Annotated in this window: 17 protein-coding genes and 1 pseudogene; 13 read left to right on the top strand and 5 right to left on the bottom strand. The window is 71.4% G+C overall.

The genetic code is table 11. The annotated features are described in order from the left end of the window. Positions 1-159: 159 nt before the first annotated feature. Entirely contained in the window at positions 160-2,253 is a 2,094-nt protein-coding gene (locus tag Q9R20_RS06925) for an APC family permease (protein WP_311248643.1), read from the bottom strand. Positions 2,254-2,448: 195 nt separating this feature from the next. Here Q9R20_RS06925 and Q9R20_RS06930 point away from each other — a divergent pair, with 195 nt between their 5' ends. Genes Q9R20_RS06930 through Q9R20_RS06940 form a run of 3 tightly spaced genes read left to right on the top strand, consistent with a single transcriptional unit; the run spans position 2,449 to position 4,116 of the window. Continuing rightward, positions 2,449-3,540, top strand: coding sequence for a VanZ family protein (locus tag Q9R20_RS06930; RefSeq protein WP_311248644.1), 1,092 nt, complete (start codon positions 2,449-2,451; stop codon positions 3,538-3,540). Positions 3,541-3,571: 31 nt separating this feature from the next. Further along, positions 3,572-3,805 carry a type II toxin-antitoxin system ParD family antitoxin gene (locus tag Q9R20_RS06935; protein WP_311248645.1) on the top strand — a complete coding sequence of 78 codons (234 nt, stop codon included), beginning with the start codon at positions 3,572-3,574 and terminating at the stop codon, positions 3,803-3,805. Then, a complete protein-coding gene (locus Q9R20_RS06940; protein WP_311248646.1) occupies positions 3,802-4,116 on the top strand; it encodes a type II toxin-antitoxin system RelE/ParE family toxin in 315 nt (104 codons plus the stop codon). The genes Q9R20_RS06935 and Q9R20_RS06940 overlap by 4 nt, the downstream gene beginning before the upstream one ends. Positions 4,117-4,123: 7 nt before the next feature. Here the strand turns inward: Q9R20_RS06940 and Q9R20_RS06945 are convergent, their stop codons facing one another. Next, on the bottom strand, positions 4,124-4,708 hold the full coding sequence (locus tag Q9R20_RS06945) for a GNAT family protein (RefSeq protein WP_311248647.1): 585 nt from the start codon (positions 4,706-4,708) through the stop codon (positions 4,124-4,126). Positions 4,709-4,952: 244 nt separating this feature from the next. Here Q9R20_RS06945 and Q9R20_RS06950 point away from each other — a divergent pair. The 5 genes and pseudogenes from Q9R20_RS06950 to Q9R20_RS06970 form a co-directional block, all read left to right on the top strand. Next, positions 4,953-5,261, top strand: a pseudogene (locus tag Q9R20_RS06950) (wax ester/triacylglycerol synthase domain-containing protein); the annotation flags it as partial. A 14-nt stretch (positions 5,262-5,275) separates the two neighbouring features. After that, positions 5,276-5,659 (top strand): hypothetical protein, encoded by a 384-nt coding sequence (locus tag Q9R20_RS06955; RefSeq protein ID WP_311248648.1) that lies wholly within the window; start codon positions 5,276-5,278, stop codon positions 5,657-5,659. 21 nt (positions 5,660-5,680) lie between these two features. After that, complete coding sequence (locus tag Q9R20_RS06960; protein ID WP_311248649.1) at positions 5,681-6,271, top strand: hypothetical protein; 591 nt, start codon at positions 5,681-5,683, stop codon at positions 6,269-6,271. Between the two features lie 64 nt (positions 6,272-6,335). After that, positions 6,336-7,082, top strand: coding sequence for a YcnI family protein (locus Q9R20_RS06965; RefSeq protein ID WP_311248650.1), 747 nt, complete (start codon positions 6,336-6,338; stop codon positions 7,080-7,082). A gap of 1 nt (position 7,083) precedes the next feature. Then, entirely contained in the window at positions 7,084-7,671 is a 588-nt protein-coding gene (locus Q9R20_RS06970; protein ID WP_311248651.1) for a copper resistance protein CopC, read from the top strand. Between the two features lie 53 nt (positions 7,672-7,724). Here the strand turns inward: Q9R20_RS06970 and Q9R20_RS06975 are convergent, their stop codons facing one another. After that, positions 7,725-8,600 (bottom strand): neutral zinc metallopeptidase, encoded by an 876-nt coding sequence (locus Q9R20_RS06975; protein WP_311248652.1) that lies wholly within the window; start codon positions 8,598-8,600, stop codon positions 7,725-7,727. Between the two features lie 193 nt (positions 8,601-8,793). Between Q9R20_RS06975 and Q9R20_RS06980 the strand changes: the two genes are divergently transcribed. From Q9R20_RS06980 to Q9R20_RS06990, 3 genes are read left to right on the top strand one after another with little or no spacing between them, the layout of a single operon-like run. Continuing rightward, positions 8,794-10,095: a sugar ABC transporter substrate-binding protein gene (locus Q9R20_RS06980; protein ID WP_311248653.1), complete on the top strand. Its 1,302-nt coding sequence runs from the start codon at positions 8,794-8,796 to the stop codon at positions 10,093-10,095. Next, a complete protein-coding gene (locus Q9R20_RS06985; protein WP_311248654.1) occupies positions 10,088-11,017 on the top strand; it encodes a sugar ABC transporter permease in 930 nt (309 codons plus the stop codon). The genes Q9R20_RS06980 and Q9R20_RS06985 overlap by 8 nt, the downstream gene beginning before the upstream one ends. Beyond that, on the top strand, positions 11,014-11,907 hold the full coding sequence (locus Q9R20_RS06990) for a carbohydrate ABC transporter permease (RefSeq protein ID WP_311248655.1): 894 nt from the start codon (positions 11,014-11,016) through the stop codon (positions 11,905-11,907). The genes Q9R20_RS06985 and Q9R20_RS06990 overlap by 4 nt, the downstream gene beginning before the upstream one ends. 206 nt (positions 11,908-12,113) lie before the next feature. Here Q9R20_RS06990 and Q9R20_RS06995 read toward each other — a convergent pair whose 3' ends face one another. Then, positions 12,114-13,328: an amidohydrolase gene (locus Q9R20_RS06995; RefSeq protein WP_311248656.1), complete on the bottom strand. Its 1,215-nt coding sequence runs from the start codon at positions 13,326-13,328 to the stop codon at positions 12,114-12,116. A 222-nt stretch (positions 13,329-13,550) separates the two neighbouring features. Between Q9R20_RS06995 and Q9R20_RS07000 the strand changes: the two genes are divergently transcribed. Both Q9R20_RS07000 and Q9R20_RS07005 read left to right on the top strand, forming a co-directional pair. Then, positions 13,551-14,744, top strand: a complete 1,194-nt coding sequence (locus tag Q9R20_RS07000) for an FAD-dependent oxidoreductase (RefSeq protein WP_311248657.1) — start codon at positions 13,551-13,553, stop codon at positions 14,742-14,744. Between the two features lie 74 nt (positions 14,745-14,818). Beyond that, positions 14,819-15,973, top strand: coding sequence for a septum formation family protein (locus Q9R20_RS07005; protein ID WP_311248658.1), 1,155 nt, complete (start codon positions 14,819-14,821; stop codon positions 15,971-15,973). Positions 15,974-16,115: 142 nt separating this feature from the next. Here Q9R20_RS07005 and Q9R20_RS07010 read toward each other — a convergent pair whose 3' ends face one another. Further along, positions 16,116-17,114 carry a LacI family DNA-binding transcriptional regulator gene (locus Q9R20_RS07010; RefSeq protein ID WP_311248659.1) on the bottom strand — a complete coding sequence of 333 codons (999 nt, stop codon included), beginning with the start codon at positions 17,112-17,114 and terminating at the stop codon, positions 16,116-16,118. Between the last annotated feature and the right edge of the window lie 14 nt (positions 17,115-17,128).

Here is a 17,128-nt window from a genome sequence, read left to right on the forward strand (position 1 = left end):
CCCCGGGGTCGAGTGTCCAGAACACCCGGACCCTTCCGGAAAACGTCCGGGTGTTTTGGACACTCAACAGCTCCGGCAACGAGCACGGCCGGGGCGGGGGCGGGCCACTGCGGGAGACGCCGACGCCCCCGCCACGCGGGCGGGGGCGTCGGGCGGGACTCAGGATGCCGAGGGCGGCGGCGACTTCTTCTGTTTCTGCGCCGGGATCTCGGCCACCGGCCGTCCGCTGCGCGACTGTCCGGGCAGGGGTCGAGAGCGGCGACCGTAGATGAGCTCGGACGAATCGAGCAGCCACGGGACGAGGGTGATCGAGACGCCGTGCACGAGCATGAGCTGCTGCGCGAGACGACGGGAGCGGCGGTTGTGCAGGATCGACTCCCACCAGTGGCCGACGATGAACTGCGGCAGGTAGACGGTCACCACGGCGGAGCCGTTGTTCTCGCGGTACTTCTTGATGAACGTCGACACCGGCGAGCTGTACGTGCGGTACGGCGAGTCGATGATGACCAGGGGGAGCGGCATGTCGTGCTCGGCCCACTCCCGCTGCAGCTTCGCCGCGTCCTCGTCGGTGATGGCCACGTGCACCGCGAGGGTCTTGTCGTGGTTGGCGGCGAGGGCGTAGTCGATGGCCTTCATCACGGGCTTCTGCAGGCGGTTCACCAGCACGATCGCCACGTCGCCCGAGGAGCCGAAGTGCACGTCGTCGTCCATGCGAATCTCGTGCTCGACGTCGCGGTAGTAGCGGTTCACGCCGATCATCAGCACCGCCAGGATCGGGATGGCGATGAAGACCAGCCAGGCGCCGTGCGTGAACTTCGTGATCGTGACGATGAGGAGCACCAGCACGGTCATGCCGGCGCCGATCGAGTTGATCCACAGGCCCGAGATCGCCGAGCGGCGCTCGATCGCCGCGGACTGCTGCTTCGCCGCCTCGGGCGGGAGGTCCTTCAGTCCGCGCAGGGCGCGCCGCCAGTGCTTGACCATACCGATCTGCCCCAGCGAGAACGACACGAAGACGCCGATGATGTAGAGCTGGATCAGCGTGGTGAGGTTGGCCTGGTACACGATCAGCACGCCGATGGCGACGATGCCGAGGATGATCATGCCGTTGGAGTAGACCAGGCGGTCGCCGCGGGTGTTGAGCGCCTTCGGGGCGTAGCCGTCGCGCGCGAGCACCGAGCCCAGCAGCGGGAAGCCGTTGAACGCCGTGTTCGCGGCGAGCAGGAGGACGCACGCGGTGGCCGCCTGGATCACGAAGAAGAAGACGCTGCCCGAGCCGAACGTCGCCGCCGCGACCTGGGCCATCAGGCTCGGTTGCGGGTTGTTGACGCAGTCGAAGCCGATCAGGTGACAGGGGTTCTCGGCGTAGTGCACGTTCGCGATGAGAGCCAGCGCGGTCAGACCGGCGAACAGCGCGATGGCGATGCCGCCCATCATCGTCAGCGTCGTCTGGGCGTTGCGGATCTTCGGCATCCGGAACGCGGGAACGCCGTTCGACACGGCCTCGACGCCGGTCAGCGCGGAACAGCCGCTCGAGAAGGCGCGGAGGATGAGCAGGATGAGCGCGGCCTGCGTCAGCGTTTCGGCCTGAACGGCGTAGTCGGCGCTCGCGGCGCGGGGGGCATCGCCCAGGAACGTGCGGGCGAGGCCGACGACGATCATCAGCGCGACCGAGCCGATGAACACGTAGGTCGGGATGGCGAAGACGCTCGACGCCTCGCGCACGCCGCGCAGGTTGACGATGACGATGAGGATGACGAAGCCGACGGCGATCTCGACGCGGAACGGGTTGAGCTCCGGAAGCGCCGAGATGATGTTGTCGACCCCGGATGCCACCGACACGGCGACCGTGAGCACGTAGTCGACCAGCAGGGCCGCCGCCACGACCACGCCGGGCACCTCGCCGAGGTTCTTGCTGGCGACCTCGTAGTCGCCGCCGCCCGAGGGGTAGGCCTTGATCAGCTGGCGGTAGCTCAACACCACGACGACCAGCAGGACGACGACGGCCACCGCGACCCACGGGCTGAGCGTCAGCAGGGCCGTTCCGCCGATGAGCAGGATCATCAGCAGCTCCTGGGGCGCGTACGCCACGGAGGACAGCGCGTCGGAGGCGAAGATCGGCAACGCCATCTTCTTCGGGAGGAGCTGCTCGTCGAGTTTCTCCGACGTGAGGGGCTCGCCGATCAGGATGCGTTTCGCGATCGGCGTCTCTTCGCCGTCAACGCGACTTTCGTCAGTCACGGCGCGCGACATTACGCGCACTGGACGCCGCGCGCAATCCGACGCGCACGCTGTTCAATGCATGGTCGCCGGACCGTGATCTGGCCGCGCCTTCCTGCAGAGCAGCAAACGCTCACTCCGCGGCGCTGTTCCCGGCGCTTCCGGCGTCGGCGGCGCGGGTCATGCGCCCAGGCTACGGGGATCGCCGATCCTGCCTAGGCTCTCGGGGTGGACAACATCGTGGGCTCGGGTCTGCTCGCCGTCGTCGCGGGCGCGGTGGTCGCGGTGCTCGCCTTCGTGCCGTTTGTCGCGATCAGCTACCGGCATCGCGGCCGGCTCACGGTGGGGCGCTCGCTGCTGTGGGCCGGGGCGGCCGTGTATTTCTGGGCGATCTGGACGTACACGCTCATCCCCGTGCCCGACGCCGAGGTCTACCGGTGCGCCGGGGTGAACCTGCACCCGTTCGCCTTCGTCGACGAGGTCCGTGCGGCGGTCGCGGTCTCGGGCCGCTATCTGACCGACCCGGTGGTGCTGCAGGTCGCGCTCAACGTCCTGCTGTTCGCCCCGCTCGGCTTCTTCCTGCGGGTGCTCGGGGGTCGCGGCATCCTGATCGCCGGTCTCGTCGGCTTCGCGATCTCGAGCGTCATCGAGACGACCCAGCTGACGGGCGTCTGGGGCCTCTTCCCGTGCGCCTACCGGGTCTTCGACGTCGACGACCTCATCGCCAACACCGGCGGGGCTCTGCTCGGCTCCATCCTCGCCTTCGCCGTGCCGGCACAGCACCGCGGTGCGGAGAGAGCTCCGGATGCCGACACCGCCCGCCCCGTGACACGTCGGCGCCGACTGCTCGGACTGGTGTGCGACGTCGTGGGCGTCTGGCTCGTCGGCTTCGCCGTGGCCGTGGTGGTGCAGGCGGCGCTCGTCCTCCTGCTGGGGGAGGCGTCGTCGTTCTCGACCGACGACGTCGCGTCGCTTGCGGGCACGATCGCCGCCTCGGGGCTCTGGCTCGTCGTGGTGCTCGGCACCGGCCGTTCGATCGGCGACCTCGCCACCCGCGTGCGCTTCACCGACGGCGTGCTGCCGGCGTGGCTCGCGCGCCCGCTGCGCTTCGTGACGGGGGCCGGGATGTACGCGTTCCTCGCGGAGCTGCCGGCACCGTGGTCGCTGCTCGCGGGTCTCCTCGCCGTCGTCACCGGAGCCCTGCTGCTGGTGTGGCCCGATGGCCGCGGTCTCACGGGGTGGATCGGGCGACGCCGTCTTGTCGACGAGCGCGCCGGGGTGGTGAGCCCGACGGTGGACCGGGCCGCTCGAGCCCGATGACGAGGTTTGCCATCGGGAGAATTCTTCGCTCATGGCCACGATGAACATCTCCCTCCCGGATGAGCTGCGGGCATTCGCCGACGAGCAGGTCAGCGCGCACCTCTACTCGTCGAGCAGCGAGTACGTGCGCGAACTCATCCGGCGCGACCGCGACAACGCGCGCCTCCGCGAGGCCGTCCTCGACGGCATCCGCTCGGGTGACGGCTCAGAGATGCATGGCGCGTACTTCGACCGTCTGAGGGCGCGCGCCACCGAAGCTCGATGACGCACCGCGTCGTTTCGTCGCATGCCGCCGACGAAGACCTCGCCGGCGCCGTCGAGGTTTACCGGCAGACCGCTGGCACGGAGACTGCTGCACGTTTCGTCGATGCGGTCGAGCAGTGTCTTCGTCGCATCGCGGCCTTCCCTTCGGCGGGTTCGTCGTCGGTCGAAGGCCACACCGGAATCCCGGGGCTGCGCCGCCTGGCGGTCGAGAAGTTCCCGTCTCACCTGTTCTACACGGCCGATGAGGATGTCGTTCGGGTTCACCGCGTGCTGCACGCGTGCCGCGACGTCGAGGGTGCCTTCGTCGACTGAGGAGTGCTCAGCGCGCGCGGAACTCCTCGGCGAGGACACCCATAAGCACCTCGTCATGGAAGCGCCCGCCGTGGAACGCCACCGCGCGCCGCACCCCCTCGCGCACGAAGCCGGCCTTCTCGTACGCCCGGATCGCGCGGTCGTTGAACGCCCAGACCCGCAGTTCGACCTTGTGCACCCCGAGCTCGTCGAACGCGTACCGCAGCAGGGTGCGCGTGGCATCCGTGCCGTATCCGCGTCCGACCGCGTCGGGGCCGAGGATGATCGCGAAGGTGGCGATGCGCGCCGGGAGGGCGGCTCCCCAGAGGGTCGCGTGACCGATGAGCCGGCCCGTCTCGTCGTCGATGCTGAAGCCCGCCCCGCCGGGGGAGTCGTTGCGGCTCCAGACCTGGAACATCTCGCGGACGGACGCCGCGGGCCGAGGGGCCACGGTCGCCTGCTGCAGCACGGCGCTGTCGCTCTGCACCCACCACTGCGTGAGCGGGTCGAGGTCGCTGTCTGCGAGCGCGCGCAGCCGGACGCGTTCGCCGCGCAGCAGGGCGGAGCCGTAGGTCAGGGCGGAGTCGGTGTCGTGGATCGCGTCATCTGCCATTCCCCGACGCTACTCAAAACGGTCGCTCCCGCTACCGTAACGACATGAACGAGCCGTTGTCGGCCGCGGACGCACGCATCCTGGCGCTGGAGTCCGACACCGTGCGCGGGCACCCGCTCAAGCTCCTCCGCCTCGAGCCCGGGGACGCTCTCGACCTCGACGGGTTGCGCGCGAGCGTCGCGGAACGGCTTCGGGCGTTCCCGCGCGGGCGCCAGGTGGTCGTCGACGACGCGGGGGTTCCTCGTGGACGGATGCCACCGAGATCGACGTGGCCCACCACGTCCGTCAGTGCGCCGCCGCGGACCCGACCGAACTGCGGGCGGTGGTCGGCCGCCTCATGTCGGAGCCGCTCGACCGCTCGCGCCCCCTGTGGACCATCGACCTGATCGGACCGCTCGCCGACGGGCGCGAAGCCCTCGCGGTGCGCCTGCATCACGCGCTCGCCGACGGTCTGACCGCCGTCCGCTTCCTCGAGTCGGTCGTATTCGAGCCGCACGACGCCCCCGCCCACGAGGTGGGTATCCGCGATCCCGAGGCGCGTCCGTCGCGCTGAAGCGAATGGGACGGATGCCGCAGACCCTGATCCGCGAGCTCGGGCACCCGGGTTCGCGGTCGCCGTTCGATCGGCCGATCACCGCTCGGCGCGGCCTGGCGTTCGTCGACGTCCCGCTCGCCGAGGCACGCGCCGTCGGTGCCTCGCGGCCCGGGCACGCGACCGTCATCGACGTGCTGCTCGCGGTCATCTCGGGCGCGATCCGCCGACGCCTCCTGCACCACGGCCACACGCGGCGTGTCGCGGAAACCGCCCGCGGTTGCGCCCAGGCCGGGCGGCGGCTCGCCCGGGCCGGGCCCGCGGCCGCGCCCGACCCGCGCCCGCGGACCCGCCCGCGCCGATCCCGGTGTCTCGACGGCGCGACAACCCCCGCGGCCGCGCCCGGCCCCGCCGCCTAGGCTGGGTCGGAGGGGAGTGAGATGTCGTCGAGAGCAGGGCGCGCGCAGCGGGCGGGGCGCGGCGTGGCCGCAGCCGCGGTCGCGACGTTCGTGGCGACCCTCTCGCACTCCGCGGTCTCGGCCGAGCGCCCGCCGCTCGTGAACGTCGTGCTGGCGCTGTGCCTGGCCGCTCCCGTGTGCGTGCTGCTCGCGGGCCGCGCGATGTCGTGGACGCGGCTCTCGCTCGCGGTGGTGCTCAGCCAGGCGCTCTTCCACGCGCTGCTCGTGCTCGACCTGCAGGGCGGCCTCGTGCCGGTCGGTCACCACGCGACCACGGCGCTCTTCAGCCCCACGGCTGCACACGGCGCGTCGGCTCACGCGGCGGAGTCCCCGTGGATGTGGGCGGCGCACGCTCTGGCCGCGCTCGTGACGATCGTCGCCCTCGGCCGTGGCGAGCGCGCGGTGCAGGCGATCGTCGGCTTCTTCGTCGCGGCGCTGCGCGCGCTACGGCCTCTCACGGGACTTCCCCCGCGGACGGATGCCGCTCCCGCGGCGCCCGACGCTCCGCTTCTGACCTGGGCGATGACGGTGTTGTCGCCGATGAGGCACCGGGGTCCGCCGCGCGCGGCGTGACTCCTCCTCCTCTCATCGCGCGTGAGCGCCGTCTTCGGCGTGCGCCTGTTCAGAAAGCTCATCCATGTCTCGAAACACCCTTCTCCGTCGTGCCCTCGTCGGCCTCGCCGCCGGCGCGGCCCTCGCCATCGCCGTCCCCCTCGCGGCGTCGGCCCACGTCACCGTGAACCCCAACACCGCCACGCCCGGAAGCTACGCGACCGTCAACTTCCGCGTCCCGACCGAGTCCGAGACGGCCTCGACCGTCAAGCTCGAGGTCAGCCTGCCCACCGACACCCCGCTGAGCGCCGTGCTCGTGCAGCCCGTTCCGGGGTGGACCGCCACGGTCGAGAAGGGCGCGCTGCCCGCGCCGGTCGAGGTGGAGGGCAACACCATCAGCGAGGCCCCGCTGAAGATCGTCTGGCAGGCCGACCCGGGCGTGGGCATCGGCCAGGACCAGTTCCAGATCTTCTCGGCCGTCCTCGGTCCCGTGCCCGACACCGGACACATCGTGCTGCCGGCCGCCCAGTCGTACTCCGACGGCTCGGTGGTCGACTGGGCCGCCACCCCTGACGAGGTCGCCGCGGACGACACGCTCGAACCCGCCCCGGTGCTCTACGTCAATGACACCCCGCCCTCGGGGGAGCACAGCCACAGCCACGGCTCGGCCACGGCCGCTCCGGCGGAGGAGGACCACTCGGCCATGGCCGCGAGCTCCACGTCGGACTCCTCGGGGGTCGCGCTCGGTTTGAGCATCGCAGCGCTCGTGGTCGCCGCGGCGGGTGCCGTTCTCGGTGCCCTCGCCTTCGCCCGTCGCCCGAAGCGCGGCTGACATGCGCACCCCGTCCGTACGGACCAGGGTCCTGGCCGCGGCGGCGTTCCTCGTCGCCGCGGTCGGGGCCGCCCTGGGTGGCGCTCAGGCCGCCTCGGCGCACGACAGTCTCGTCTCGTCGTCGCCCGCCTCGGGGGACAGCGTCTCGTCGCTGTCCGAGGTGACGCTGGATTTCAGCGCCAACCTGCTCGGCTACGACGGCGGCAACATCGTCATCGTGGTGGGACCCGACGGGCGCCACTACGAGACGGAGTGCGTCGCGTTGGCCGGTCCGACCCTGACGCTTCCGGTCGCCCTCGGGCAGCCGGGGGAGTACTCGGTCGAGTGGCGTGCCGTCTCGTCCGACGGTCACCCCGTCTCGGGCGTCATCCCGTTCACCTACACCGGTGCCAGCACCTCGGAGGGGGCGGGCACCTCTCCCTGCGCCGCGGCCGCCGGGGCCGGTGAGGCGGCCTCGACCACCGACGCCGCCTCGGAGTCCGGCGGGCTCTCGGGCCTGACGCTCGGCCTGCTCGTCGGCGGTGGAGCCGTGGTCGTGGTCGGCATCCTGGTGGTCGTCATCCTCCGTACCCGCTCGCGGGAGGAATGAGCGGCGCGGCCGGGGAGGTCGCTCCCCGGCCGCGTGACCGCTGCCTCCGGGCCCTACAGCTGCGAGCCCGACACCGCGAAGGTGTCGCAGGCGTTGACGCCCCCATCGCGCCCGGCGTCGAACCACCGCTGACGCTGCTCGCTCGAGCCGTGCGTGAAGCTCTCGGGGTTGACGACCCCGCCCGACTCGGCCTGGATGTGGTCGTCGCCCACCGCGGCTGCCGCGGCCAGGGCGTCGCTGATCTGCGACTGCGTCGGCGTCTGCAGGTACGGCGTGCCGTTCTCGTCGACCTGTTCGCCGGCCGCGGCCACCCACGCCCCGGCGTAACAGTCGGCCTGCAGCTCGGTGCGCACACCGTTGCTGTCGGGTCCCGTGCCGTTGTTCGGGTGCTCCTGCATGACACCGGTCAGGTTCTGTACGTGGTGCCCGTACTCGTGCGCGAGCACGTAGAGCTGCGCGAGAGGTCCCGCGGTCGTGTCGAACTGCTCGCGCAGGATCGAGAAGAAGGTCGGATCGACGTACACCGTCTCGTCGGGCGGACAGTAGAACGGTCCCGTCGCATTCGATGCGGTTCCGCACGAACTCGGCGTCGACTGATCGACGATGATCAGCTGCGGGGCGCGGTACCCGTCGAGCCGCTCGGCCCAGAACTGGTCGATGTTGAGTGACGCGGCCGCCAGACGGCAGGAATCGTCGGTGTTGGCATCCTGACCGGTCTCGCAGTTCGCGATCTGCTCGCCGCCGCTCTGCGGACCGGCCGGTGCTGCGCCGCCGCCGAGCAGCGGGGTCAGGTCGGTGCCGGTGAAGAACGAGAACAGCAGCACCACGATCGCCCCGAGGCCGACCGTGCCGCCGCCGATGGCGGCCACGGTGCCGCCGCGACGTTTGGCGGTGTTCCCGCCGACGCGGGCGTTGTCGTTGAAAGTCACGGCCGACACGGTACTCCTCCGTCATCCCGGTGATGAGGGGGTGGATTTCCCGCCGCGAACGGGGTGCGGTTCCACGGATATCCCGCCCGTGCAAGCCCTCGCTTCGGCGACGGTCGTCGCATACCTTCGCTGTCGAGTAGCAACGCGGCCCCGGCGTCCGCTCCTCGTTGTACGACAACGATCGGAGTCCTTCATGCCAGTGACACGTCGCACCTTCCTCGCCGGGACCGGGGCGCTCGCTCTGCCCTTCGTCCTCGCGAGCTGCGGATTCGTCCAGACCGCCCCGGCCGAGAGACGCCAGGGCACACTCACCTTCACCACGTGGGGGACAGATGCCGAGCTGGCGGGCTTCCGCTCGGCCATCGCCGCCTTCGAGGCCGCGAACGAGGGGGCCACCGTCGAGCTGAATGCGGTGCCCTACGAGCAGATGTTCACGAACATCGACGCGCAGCTGCAGGCGGGCAACCCGCCCGACATCTTCCGCGTGCCCTATTACACGTTCGGCGCGTATGCCGGTCGGGGGCAGCTGCTCGATCTCAAGCCCCTGCTGTCGGCCGGTCGCCAGGGCCAGTTCACACCCCAGGCGTGGGCGGCGGTGCAGAACGGCGACGGCACCTTCGGCCTGCCCCACCACACCGACACCTCCGCCATCCTCGTCAACCTCGACCTGTTCCGTCAGGCGGGCATCGACGCCTCCGAGATCCCCACGGCGCCCGAGGACGCCTGGACATGGGAGCAGCTCGACGCGCTCGGCGAGCGGCTGCGCGCGGGCCTCCCGGCCGACCGCTGGCCGTGGGCGTACAACTGGCAGGGCAACGGCGTCACTCGCTGGCTGAGCCTGCTGTTCCAGTCCGACGGCGCGTTCCTCGAGTCCGACCAGAAGACCCCGGCGATCGACTCCGACGCCGCGCGCGAGGCCGTCGAGTTCTCGAGTTCGTTCTTCACCAAGAACTACGTGCCGGCCAACAACACGATCGCCTCGTCGAGCTACGCGGCCGAGTCGTGGTTCTCGCAGTCGGTGGCGATGGTGTGGTCGGGCGCGTTCCAGATCCCGGATGCCGACACCACCGCCGACTTCGAATGGACGGCCACCTACGCTCCGCGGAACGTCCGCGCGGGCAGCGACTTCGGCGGCAATGCGCTCGTCGCGACCGCGAACACGCAGCAGCCCGAGCTCGCCGCGGCGTTCCTGGAGTTCGTGACGGATGCCGACCCCATGCGGGATTTCTGTCGAGCGGCATCCCTCCTCCCCACCCGAGGCGACCTGTTGAACGACCAGCTGAGCTTCGACGTGCGTCCCGAGCTCGCCCCGGTGTTCGCCGGTCAGGCGTCGCTCGTGCAGCCGCAGGACGTCGCGCAGGTCGCGAGCCCGTCGATGTCGGGCATCATCCCTGTGCTGAAACAGCAGCTCGACCTCGCCTTCACCGGTGCCCAGGATGCCGCGACCACGGTGACCAACCTGCAGTCGGGCATCGGGGCGGCCACCGGTGGCTGACACCCTCGCCGCGCGCCGACCGGTGGGTGGGGCCTCGCGTCCCCGTCGTCCGGGCGCCCGGCGCGAGGCCCTCGCGGCCTACGGCTTCCTCGCGCCGAACTACCTGCTGCTGCTGGTGTTCGTGCTCGTGCCGCTGGTGGGGGCGTTCGTGGTCAGTCTGCAGCGCACCGACGGCTTCGGCGACGGCACCTTCGCCGGACTCGACAACTATGCGCGGCTGGCGAGCGACCCGCTGTTCTGGCGGGCGCTCGGCAACACAGTCCTGTTCACCGTGCTCGTGACGCCGCTGTCGATGCTGCTGGGGCTGATCGCGGCGACCCTGCTGAACACCGCGCTCCCCGCCCGCCCCCTCTGGCGCTCCCTGCTCATCCTGCCGATGGCGGTGTCGGGCGTGGCCACCGCGCTCATCGGTGTGCTCGTGTTCGATCAGAACTCCGGCATCCTGAACCGCATCCTCTCCGCCGTGGGTCTCTCACCCGTCACCTGGCAGTCCGATCCGGTGCCGGCGTTCGCGACGATCGTGCTCGCGACGGTGTGGTGGCGCACGGGCTTCAACATGCTCATCTACCTCGCCGGCCTCCAGGGCATCGGGCCCGACCTGTACGAGGCGGCGACCCTCGACGGGGCGAACCGGTGGCAGCGCTTCCGCAACGTCACGGTGCCGCTGCTGGGTCCGACGTCGTTCTTCCTCGTCGTGCTGAACGTCATCTTCTCGTTCCAGGTGTTCGACATCGTCTTCGTCCTCACCGGCGGGGGCCCGGGCGGAGCGACCTCGGTGCTCGTCACCTACGCGTACGAGACGGGCTTCGTCACCCGCGACCAGGGCTACGCCGCCGCGATCGGCATGGTGCTGTTCGTCTTCGCCCTCGTCTTCGCCGCGGCGCAGTACCGCGCCTCCCGCACGAAGGACGTGGTCGAGTGAGCGTCGACGAGCGGGTGGCATCCTCCTCTCCCGTGGCGCCTCCGACCGCCCCGGCGGCTCGCCGTCCGCGCCCGCGTCGCGGGGGACTCGTGCTGCGCACCGTCGTGGTCGCGGTGATCGGGTTGGCCGCGGTGTCTCCGCTCTATTGGATGCTCGCGGTCGCCTTCTCGTCCCGTGCCGAGCTGCTCGGCGGGCGCGACCTGCGGCTGTGGCCCCGCGAGGTGACCCTCGAGAACTTCGAGCGGGTGTTCTCGTCGTTCCCGGTCGCGACGTGGTTCTCCAACTCGGTGGCCATCGCCGTCGTCGTGACGCTGATCTCGGTCACGACGAGTCTGCTGGCGGGATACGCCTTCGCCCAGCTGCGTTTCCGCGGGTCGACGGCGCTGTTCTTCCTGGCGCTGGCGACCCTCGTGCTGCCCGTTCAGGTGATCATGGTGTCGCTGTTCCGCATCGTCACGATGGCGGGGCTCTACGGCACCTACTGGGCGGTGATCCTGCCTGTCTCGGCATCCGCGTTCGGGCTGTTCCTCGCGCGGCAGTTCATGCTCGGCATCCCCCGGGAACTCATCGAGGCCGCGCGTCTCGACGGCGCCGGGCACCTCCAGACCTTCACGCGCGTCGTACTGCCCCTGTCGAAGCCGCTGATCGCGGTGCTGGTGTTCATGAGCCTGCTGTCGTCGTGGAACGACTTCGCCTGGCCCCTCATCGCGCTGCGCGAGAACCGCCTCTTCACCCTGCCGATCGGTCTGCTCTACCTGCAGGGGCAGTTCGGGAGCGACTACGGCGCGACGATGGCCTACGCGCTGCTCAACGTGGTGCCGATCGCGATCGTCTTCCTGGTGTTCCAGCGGTACTTCGTCGCGGGGTTCGCGCGCAGCGGCATCAAGTGACCCGCGCGGGGCTCGCGGGAGGTCCCTGAGCCTGTCGAAGGGACCGGGCCCGTCGTGGGTCGCCGGTGGCTTCGACGGGCTCAGCCACCTCGCTTCACGCTCGGCAACCTCGAATCGGAGGTCCCTGAGCCCGTCGAAGGGACCGGATGCCGCGGGCTAGCCCGGCCATCCGCGAGCGCGTCGAACGCCCCGGGGCGCCCGCGGTCTCAGCCGAGGAACTCCCGCGCGGCGACCACGAGGTTCTCGACGCCGCGGTCGATCGTCGGCTGCATGACCGGCGCGAAGTACGGGGAGTGGTTCGTCGGGATGTCGCGCTCGATCGTGCCGCCGGCGAGGGCGTCGGCGAAGGTCTGCGGGTCGACCCCGCCCCAGAACCAGAAGACCAGTGGGGCGCCCGACTCGCGGGCGAACCACGACACGTCCTCGCTGCCGGTGAACATGCCGGGGTCGACGACCGACGTCTCGCCGAACGCGCCGCGGAAGGCGGCGGTGAGGCGGGCCGTGGCATCCGGGTCGTTGATCGTCGGCGGCAGCGAGTGATCGGTGGTGATGGTGGGCGTCTGCTCGGCGCCTGACGCCTCGGCTTCGGCGCGGACGATGCGCTCGACCTTGCTCATCACCCGCTCGCGCGCGGCGTCGTCGGGGTAGCGCAGGCTCAGCTCGAGCTTCGCCTCGGCGGGGATGATGTTGTTCTTCAGGCCCGCGTGGATCGAGCCGACGGTGACCACGGCGACGTCGCGCGGGTCGACCTCGCGCGAGACGACGGTCTGCAGGCGCATGACGGTGGCGGCCGCCATCACGACCGGGTCGATCGTGGAGTGCGGGCGCGAGCCGTGTCCGCCGCGACCGTGCAGCACGACGGTGAGGCCGTCGGATGCCGCCATCTGGGTGCCCGGGCGCACCCCGATCATCCCGGCGGGCAGGGGCGTGACGTGCTGGCCCAGCACGATGTCGGGCTTCGGGTACCGGTCGAGGACGCCGTCGGCGATCATCGCCTGCGAGCCGGCTCCGTACTCCTCGGCCGGCTGGAACACGGCGACGACCGTGCCCGACCACTCCTCGCGCGTGGCGGCGAGACGCTCGAGCGCGCCGATGAGGGCGGTGACGTGCATGTCGTGCCCGCAGGCGTGCATGACGGGCACGGTGTTCCCGGCCGGGTCGGTGCCGCGCGCGGTGCTGGCGTAGGCCAGGCCGGTCTGCTCCTCGACCGGGAGGCCGTCCATGTCGGCGCGCAGCCACACGACCGGCCCGTCGCCGTTGCGGATGGTTGTGACCACGCCCGTGCGGCCGACGCCCTCCTCGACCTCGAGCCCGAGCTCGGCGAGGTGACGGGCGATGACGCCCGCCGTCCGCGTCTCCTGGAACGACAGTTCGGGGTGGGAGTGCAGGTCGGTGTAGAGGCTCTCGAGGTCGACGCTCATGCCTCCGAGCCTAGTTCGCCGCGCCGCCCGGCGGTCGGGGTGCCTCCGCGGCAACCGCTGCACGTCCGTCGAGTGTCCAGAACACCCGGACGCCTCGGAGCCTCGTCCCGGGTGTCGTGGACACTCGACGAGAGGCGACGACGCGGCCACGGGCGGTACCGGATGCCGAGCACCCGCGCAACCCATCCGTTCCGGTCAGGTCGGGCGACCACGCTTCTGCGCATGACCACGACACACTTCGACTACCTCATCGTCGGCGGCGGGATGGTCGCCGACACCGCCGCCCGCGGCATCCGCGAGATCGACTCCGACGGGTCGATCGGCATCCTGAGCGACGACGTCGACGAGCCGTACACGCGCCCGGCGCTGAGCAAGAAGCTGTGGACCGACGAGGAGTTCACGTGGGAGAAGGTCCCGCTCGGCACCGTCGAGGCCACCGGCGCCGACGTGCGCTTGCGCACCCGAGCGACGGCACTCCGCCCCGACGACGGAGAAGTGGATGCCGGTGACGAGACGTTCTCGTTCGGGAAGCTCCTCCTCGCGACCGGCGGAAAACCCGTCGCCCTGCCCATCGAGGACCACTCCGACGGAGAGCGGGCGCTGTCGTTCCGCACCGCCGAGGACTACCGGCGCCTGCGCGCCCTCGCGAAGGACGTCGACCGCATCGCCGTCGTGGGCGGCGGGTACATCGGCTCCGAGCTCGCCGCCGCGCTCGTGCAGAACGGCGTCGACACGGTGCTGATCCACACCGGTGCCGTCCTGGGAGACGCCGTGTTCCCCGCGGCTCTCGCCGAGCGGTTCGAAAAGCTGTTCCGCGACGCGGGCGTCGAGATCGTCGCGGGTTCGAAGGTCGCGGGCGGTCGGGCGGATGCCGAGGGCGTCCGGCTCGAGCTCGAGAACGGCGACGAGGTGCGCGCCGACGCGGTCGTCAGCGGCCTCGGCATCGAGGTCGCGACCGACCTCGCCGAGCAGGCGGGTCTGAGCGTCGAGGATGGCATCGTGGTCGACGCGCAGCTGCGGACCTCGTCCGATCGCGTCTGGGCGGCGGGCGACGTCGCGAACTACCCCGACCGGCTCCTCGGGCGCCGCCGGGTGGAGCACGTCGACAACGCCAACGAGCAGGGCAAGGCCGCGGGCCGCAACCTCGCGGGAGCCGCCGAGGCGTACACGCACACGCCTTACTACTACTCCGCCGTCTTCGGCATCCGGTACGAGGCCGTCGGCACGCTCGACTCCTCGCTCGAGACCGTGGAGGACTGGATCGACGCCGAGCGCGGCGTCGTCTACTACCTCGACGACGGCCGCGTGGTGGGTGTGCTGCTGTGGAACGTCGAGGACGCCCGCGACGCCGCCCGCGCGGTTCTCGCCGACGCCGACACCCTCACGCGCGACGATCTCGCGGGTCGGATCCGCTGACGACGGGCTCTTGACGTGCGGGCTACCCTGGATCGAAACCGCGAGTGTCGTGGTGTGTGAACACAGGAGCTCGCATGGCATCCGCTGAACTGCGTCTGGCCCTTCCCGTCGACCCGGCGCGCGACGCCGTCGCGGCGGCGCTGGCGGACCAGGGATTCGAGACGCGGGCGACGGACAGCGGTTCGCTCGAGGTGGCTCGCGGTGCGGCCGGCGACGAGACGGGCTCCCCCGGGGGCCGGGCGCGGTTCGACGTGCACGTGTCGGAGGTCTCTGAGGGCACGCTCGTCGTCTTCGAGAACGCCGAGCCGGTCACCCCGGTCCCGGGAGTCGCGGGCGGTGACGACGTCCGGGAGGCCGCGCGCCTGGCCGGCGCGCGCCTCGCGCAACAGGGGCTGCTCGCCGTGGCCGAACCCGCGGGCGGGGCCATCGCCCCCATCCCGCCAGCTCCGATGTACACGGGTCTGGCGGCCTCGGCCGCGCCCGGTTACCCGGGCTCTGCGCCCGCGTCCGGCCCCGTCGCGCCCGCGTACGGCGCGCCCGCGTACGGCGCCGCGCCCGCCGGCGCGGCCGCGCCCGGCTCCGAGCGCACGAACCCGCTGTCGATCGTGGCGATCATCACGGGTTTCCTCTTCCCGGTGGCCGGGATCATCACGGGCGCGGTCGCGCTCGCACAGATCAAGCGGTCCGGTGAGAAGGGCCGCGGTCTCGCTCTCGGCGGCCTCATCGCCGGCAGCGTGCTCACCGCCCTGGCGTTCGTGGGGGCGCTGATCTTCGTCATCGCCGTCTTCATCGGCGTCGCGCAGGGCGAGAGTGCCGACCCCTACGGTCAGCAGGAGGGCGGGGTGACGGTCGCCCCCGACGAGCAGGCCCCGGTCGACCCCTCGGCGATCGCACTCGGCGCGTGCCTCGACAACCTGCCGGGCGGTGTCATCGGCACCGACAACGTCGTCGATTGCGCCCAGCCCCACGCCTACGAGATCTTCCACACCTTCGACGTCGCCGACGCGGCCTTCCCGGGCGACGCGGGGATCGAGGATGCCGCGTACACCGGCTGCGAGGGCGCGTTCCCCGCTTTCGTCGGGGTCGACTACCAGAACTCGACGCTCGACTATTACTTCGTCGGGCCGACCGAGCAGACGTGGGCCGCGGGAGACCGCGAGATCGCGTGTCTGCTGTACGACCCGTCGACCGAGGAGAGCGTCGGCTCGCTGCAGGGCTCCGGCCTCTGAGCCGCTGAGCGCGCGGGGCGCGTGGCCTTTGGGTCACCGAGCGTGCGGGGCACGTGGCCTGGGGGCATCGAGTGCGCGTGGTCTGCGGGGCACCGGGCGCGCGGGGCACCCGGCCCCCGGGTCCCTGAGCGCGCGGGGCGCGTCAGCGCGGGGGCGCCGTCGACCCGCGGTCGACCAGCTCGAACGGCAGCGTCCCGCGTCCGAGGGCCGGCTCTGCTCCATCGAGCTCGCTGAGCACCGCGGCGGCCGCGCGCTCGCCCTGACCGCGGGCGAACTGATCGACGGTCGTCAGCCCGAACCAGCGGCCCAGCTCGTGCCCGTCGACACCGATGACCGACACGTCCTCGGGCACCCGCAGCCCCAGCTCGCGGGCCGCGAGGATCGCGCCGATGGCCATCTCGTCGGACGCGGCGAACAGGGCGGTCGGCGCCTCCCCGTCGCGCAACAGGCGGGTCGCCGCGAGCGATCCGCCCTCGATGGTGAAGTCCGCGGGCTCGACGTGTGCTTCTGCCACGCCTACCTCGGCGAGGCTGTCGACGAAGCCGCGGCGACGCAGCCCCGGCACGGTCGACGCGGCTCCGGTCGCGGCATCCGCTCCGATGTGGGCGATCCGCCGATGCCCGAGCTGCAGCAGGTGCGTGGTGGCGAGGCGGCCGACCGCGAGGTCATCGACGGTCAGCGTCGTCAGCAGCGGGTTGGGTCCGGCGATCGCCACGATCGGCACGCCGAGTCCGCGCAGCGACGTCGACTCCTCGGCATCCAGTTCGAGGGCGATGGTGATGACGCCGTCGATGCGGCGGCGTCGCAGGTGATCGTCGAAGACGCGGCGGCGCTCATCGGGGTCGGAGCTGACGCTGTACAGCGTGATGTCGAAGCCGCGGCGCACCAGCTCGTCGGAGATCCCCGCGAGGACGGTGCTGAAGAACCACCGGTCGAGGAACGGAACGACCACGCCGACCGCCCGCGTCCGCCCCGTCGCAAGGCTCGACGCGGCCGCCGAGACGACGTAGCCGAGCCGATCCGCCGCGGCGAGCACGCGGTCGCGGGTGGCGGTCGAGACCGGCCCGCGACCGCTCAACGCGCGCGAGACCGTGGCCGTCGACACTCCCGCCGCGCGCGCGACGTCGTCGATACCGGCCACGGTCTCGTTCGGGC

Origin of the sequence: Microbacterium sp. PRF11, from assembly GCF_031844085.1 — a bacterium.
Lineage (GTDB): Bacteria > Actinomycetota > Actinomycetes > Actinomycetales > Microbacteriaceae > Microbacterium.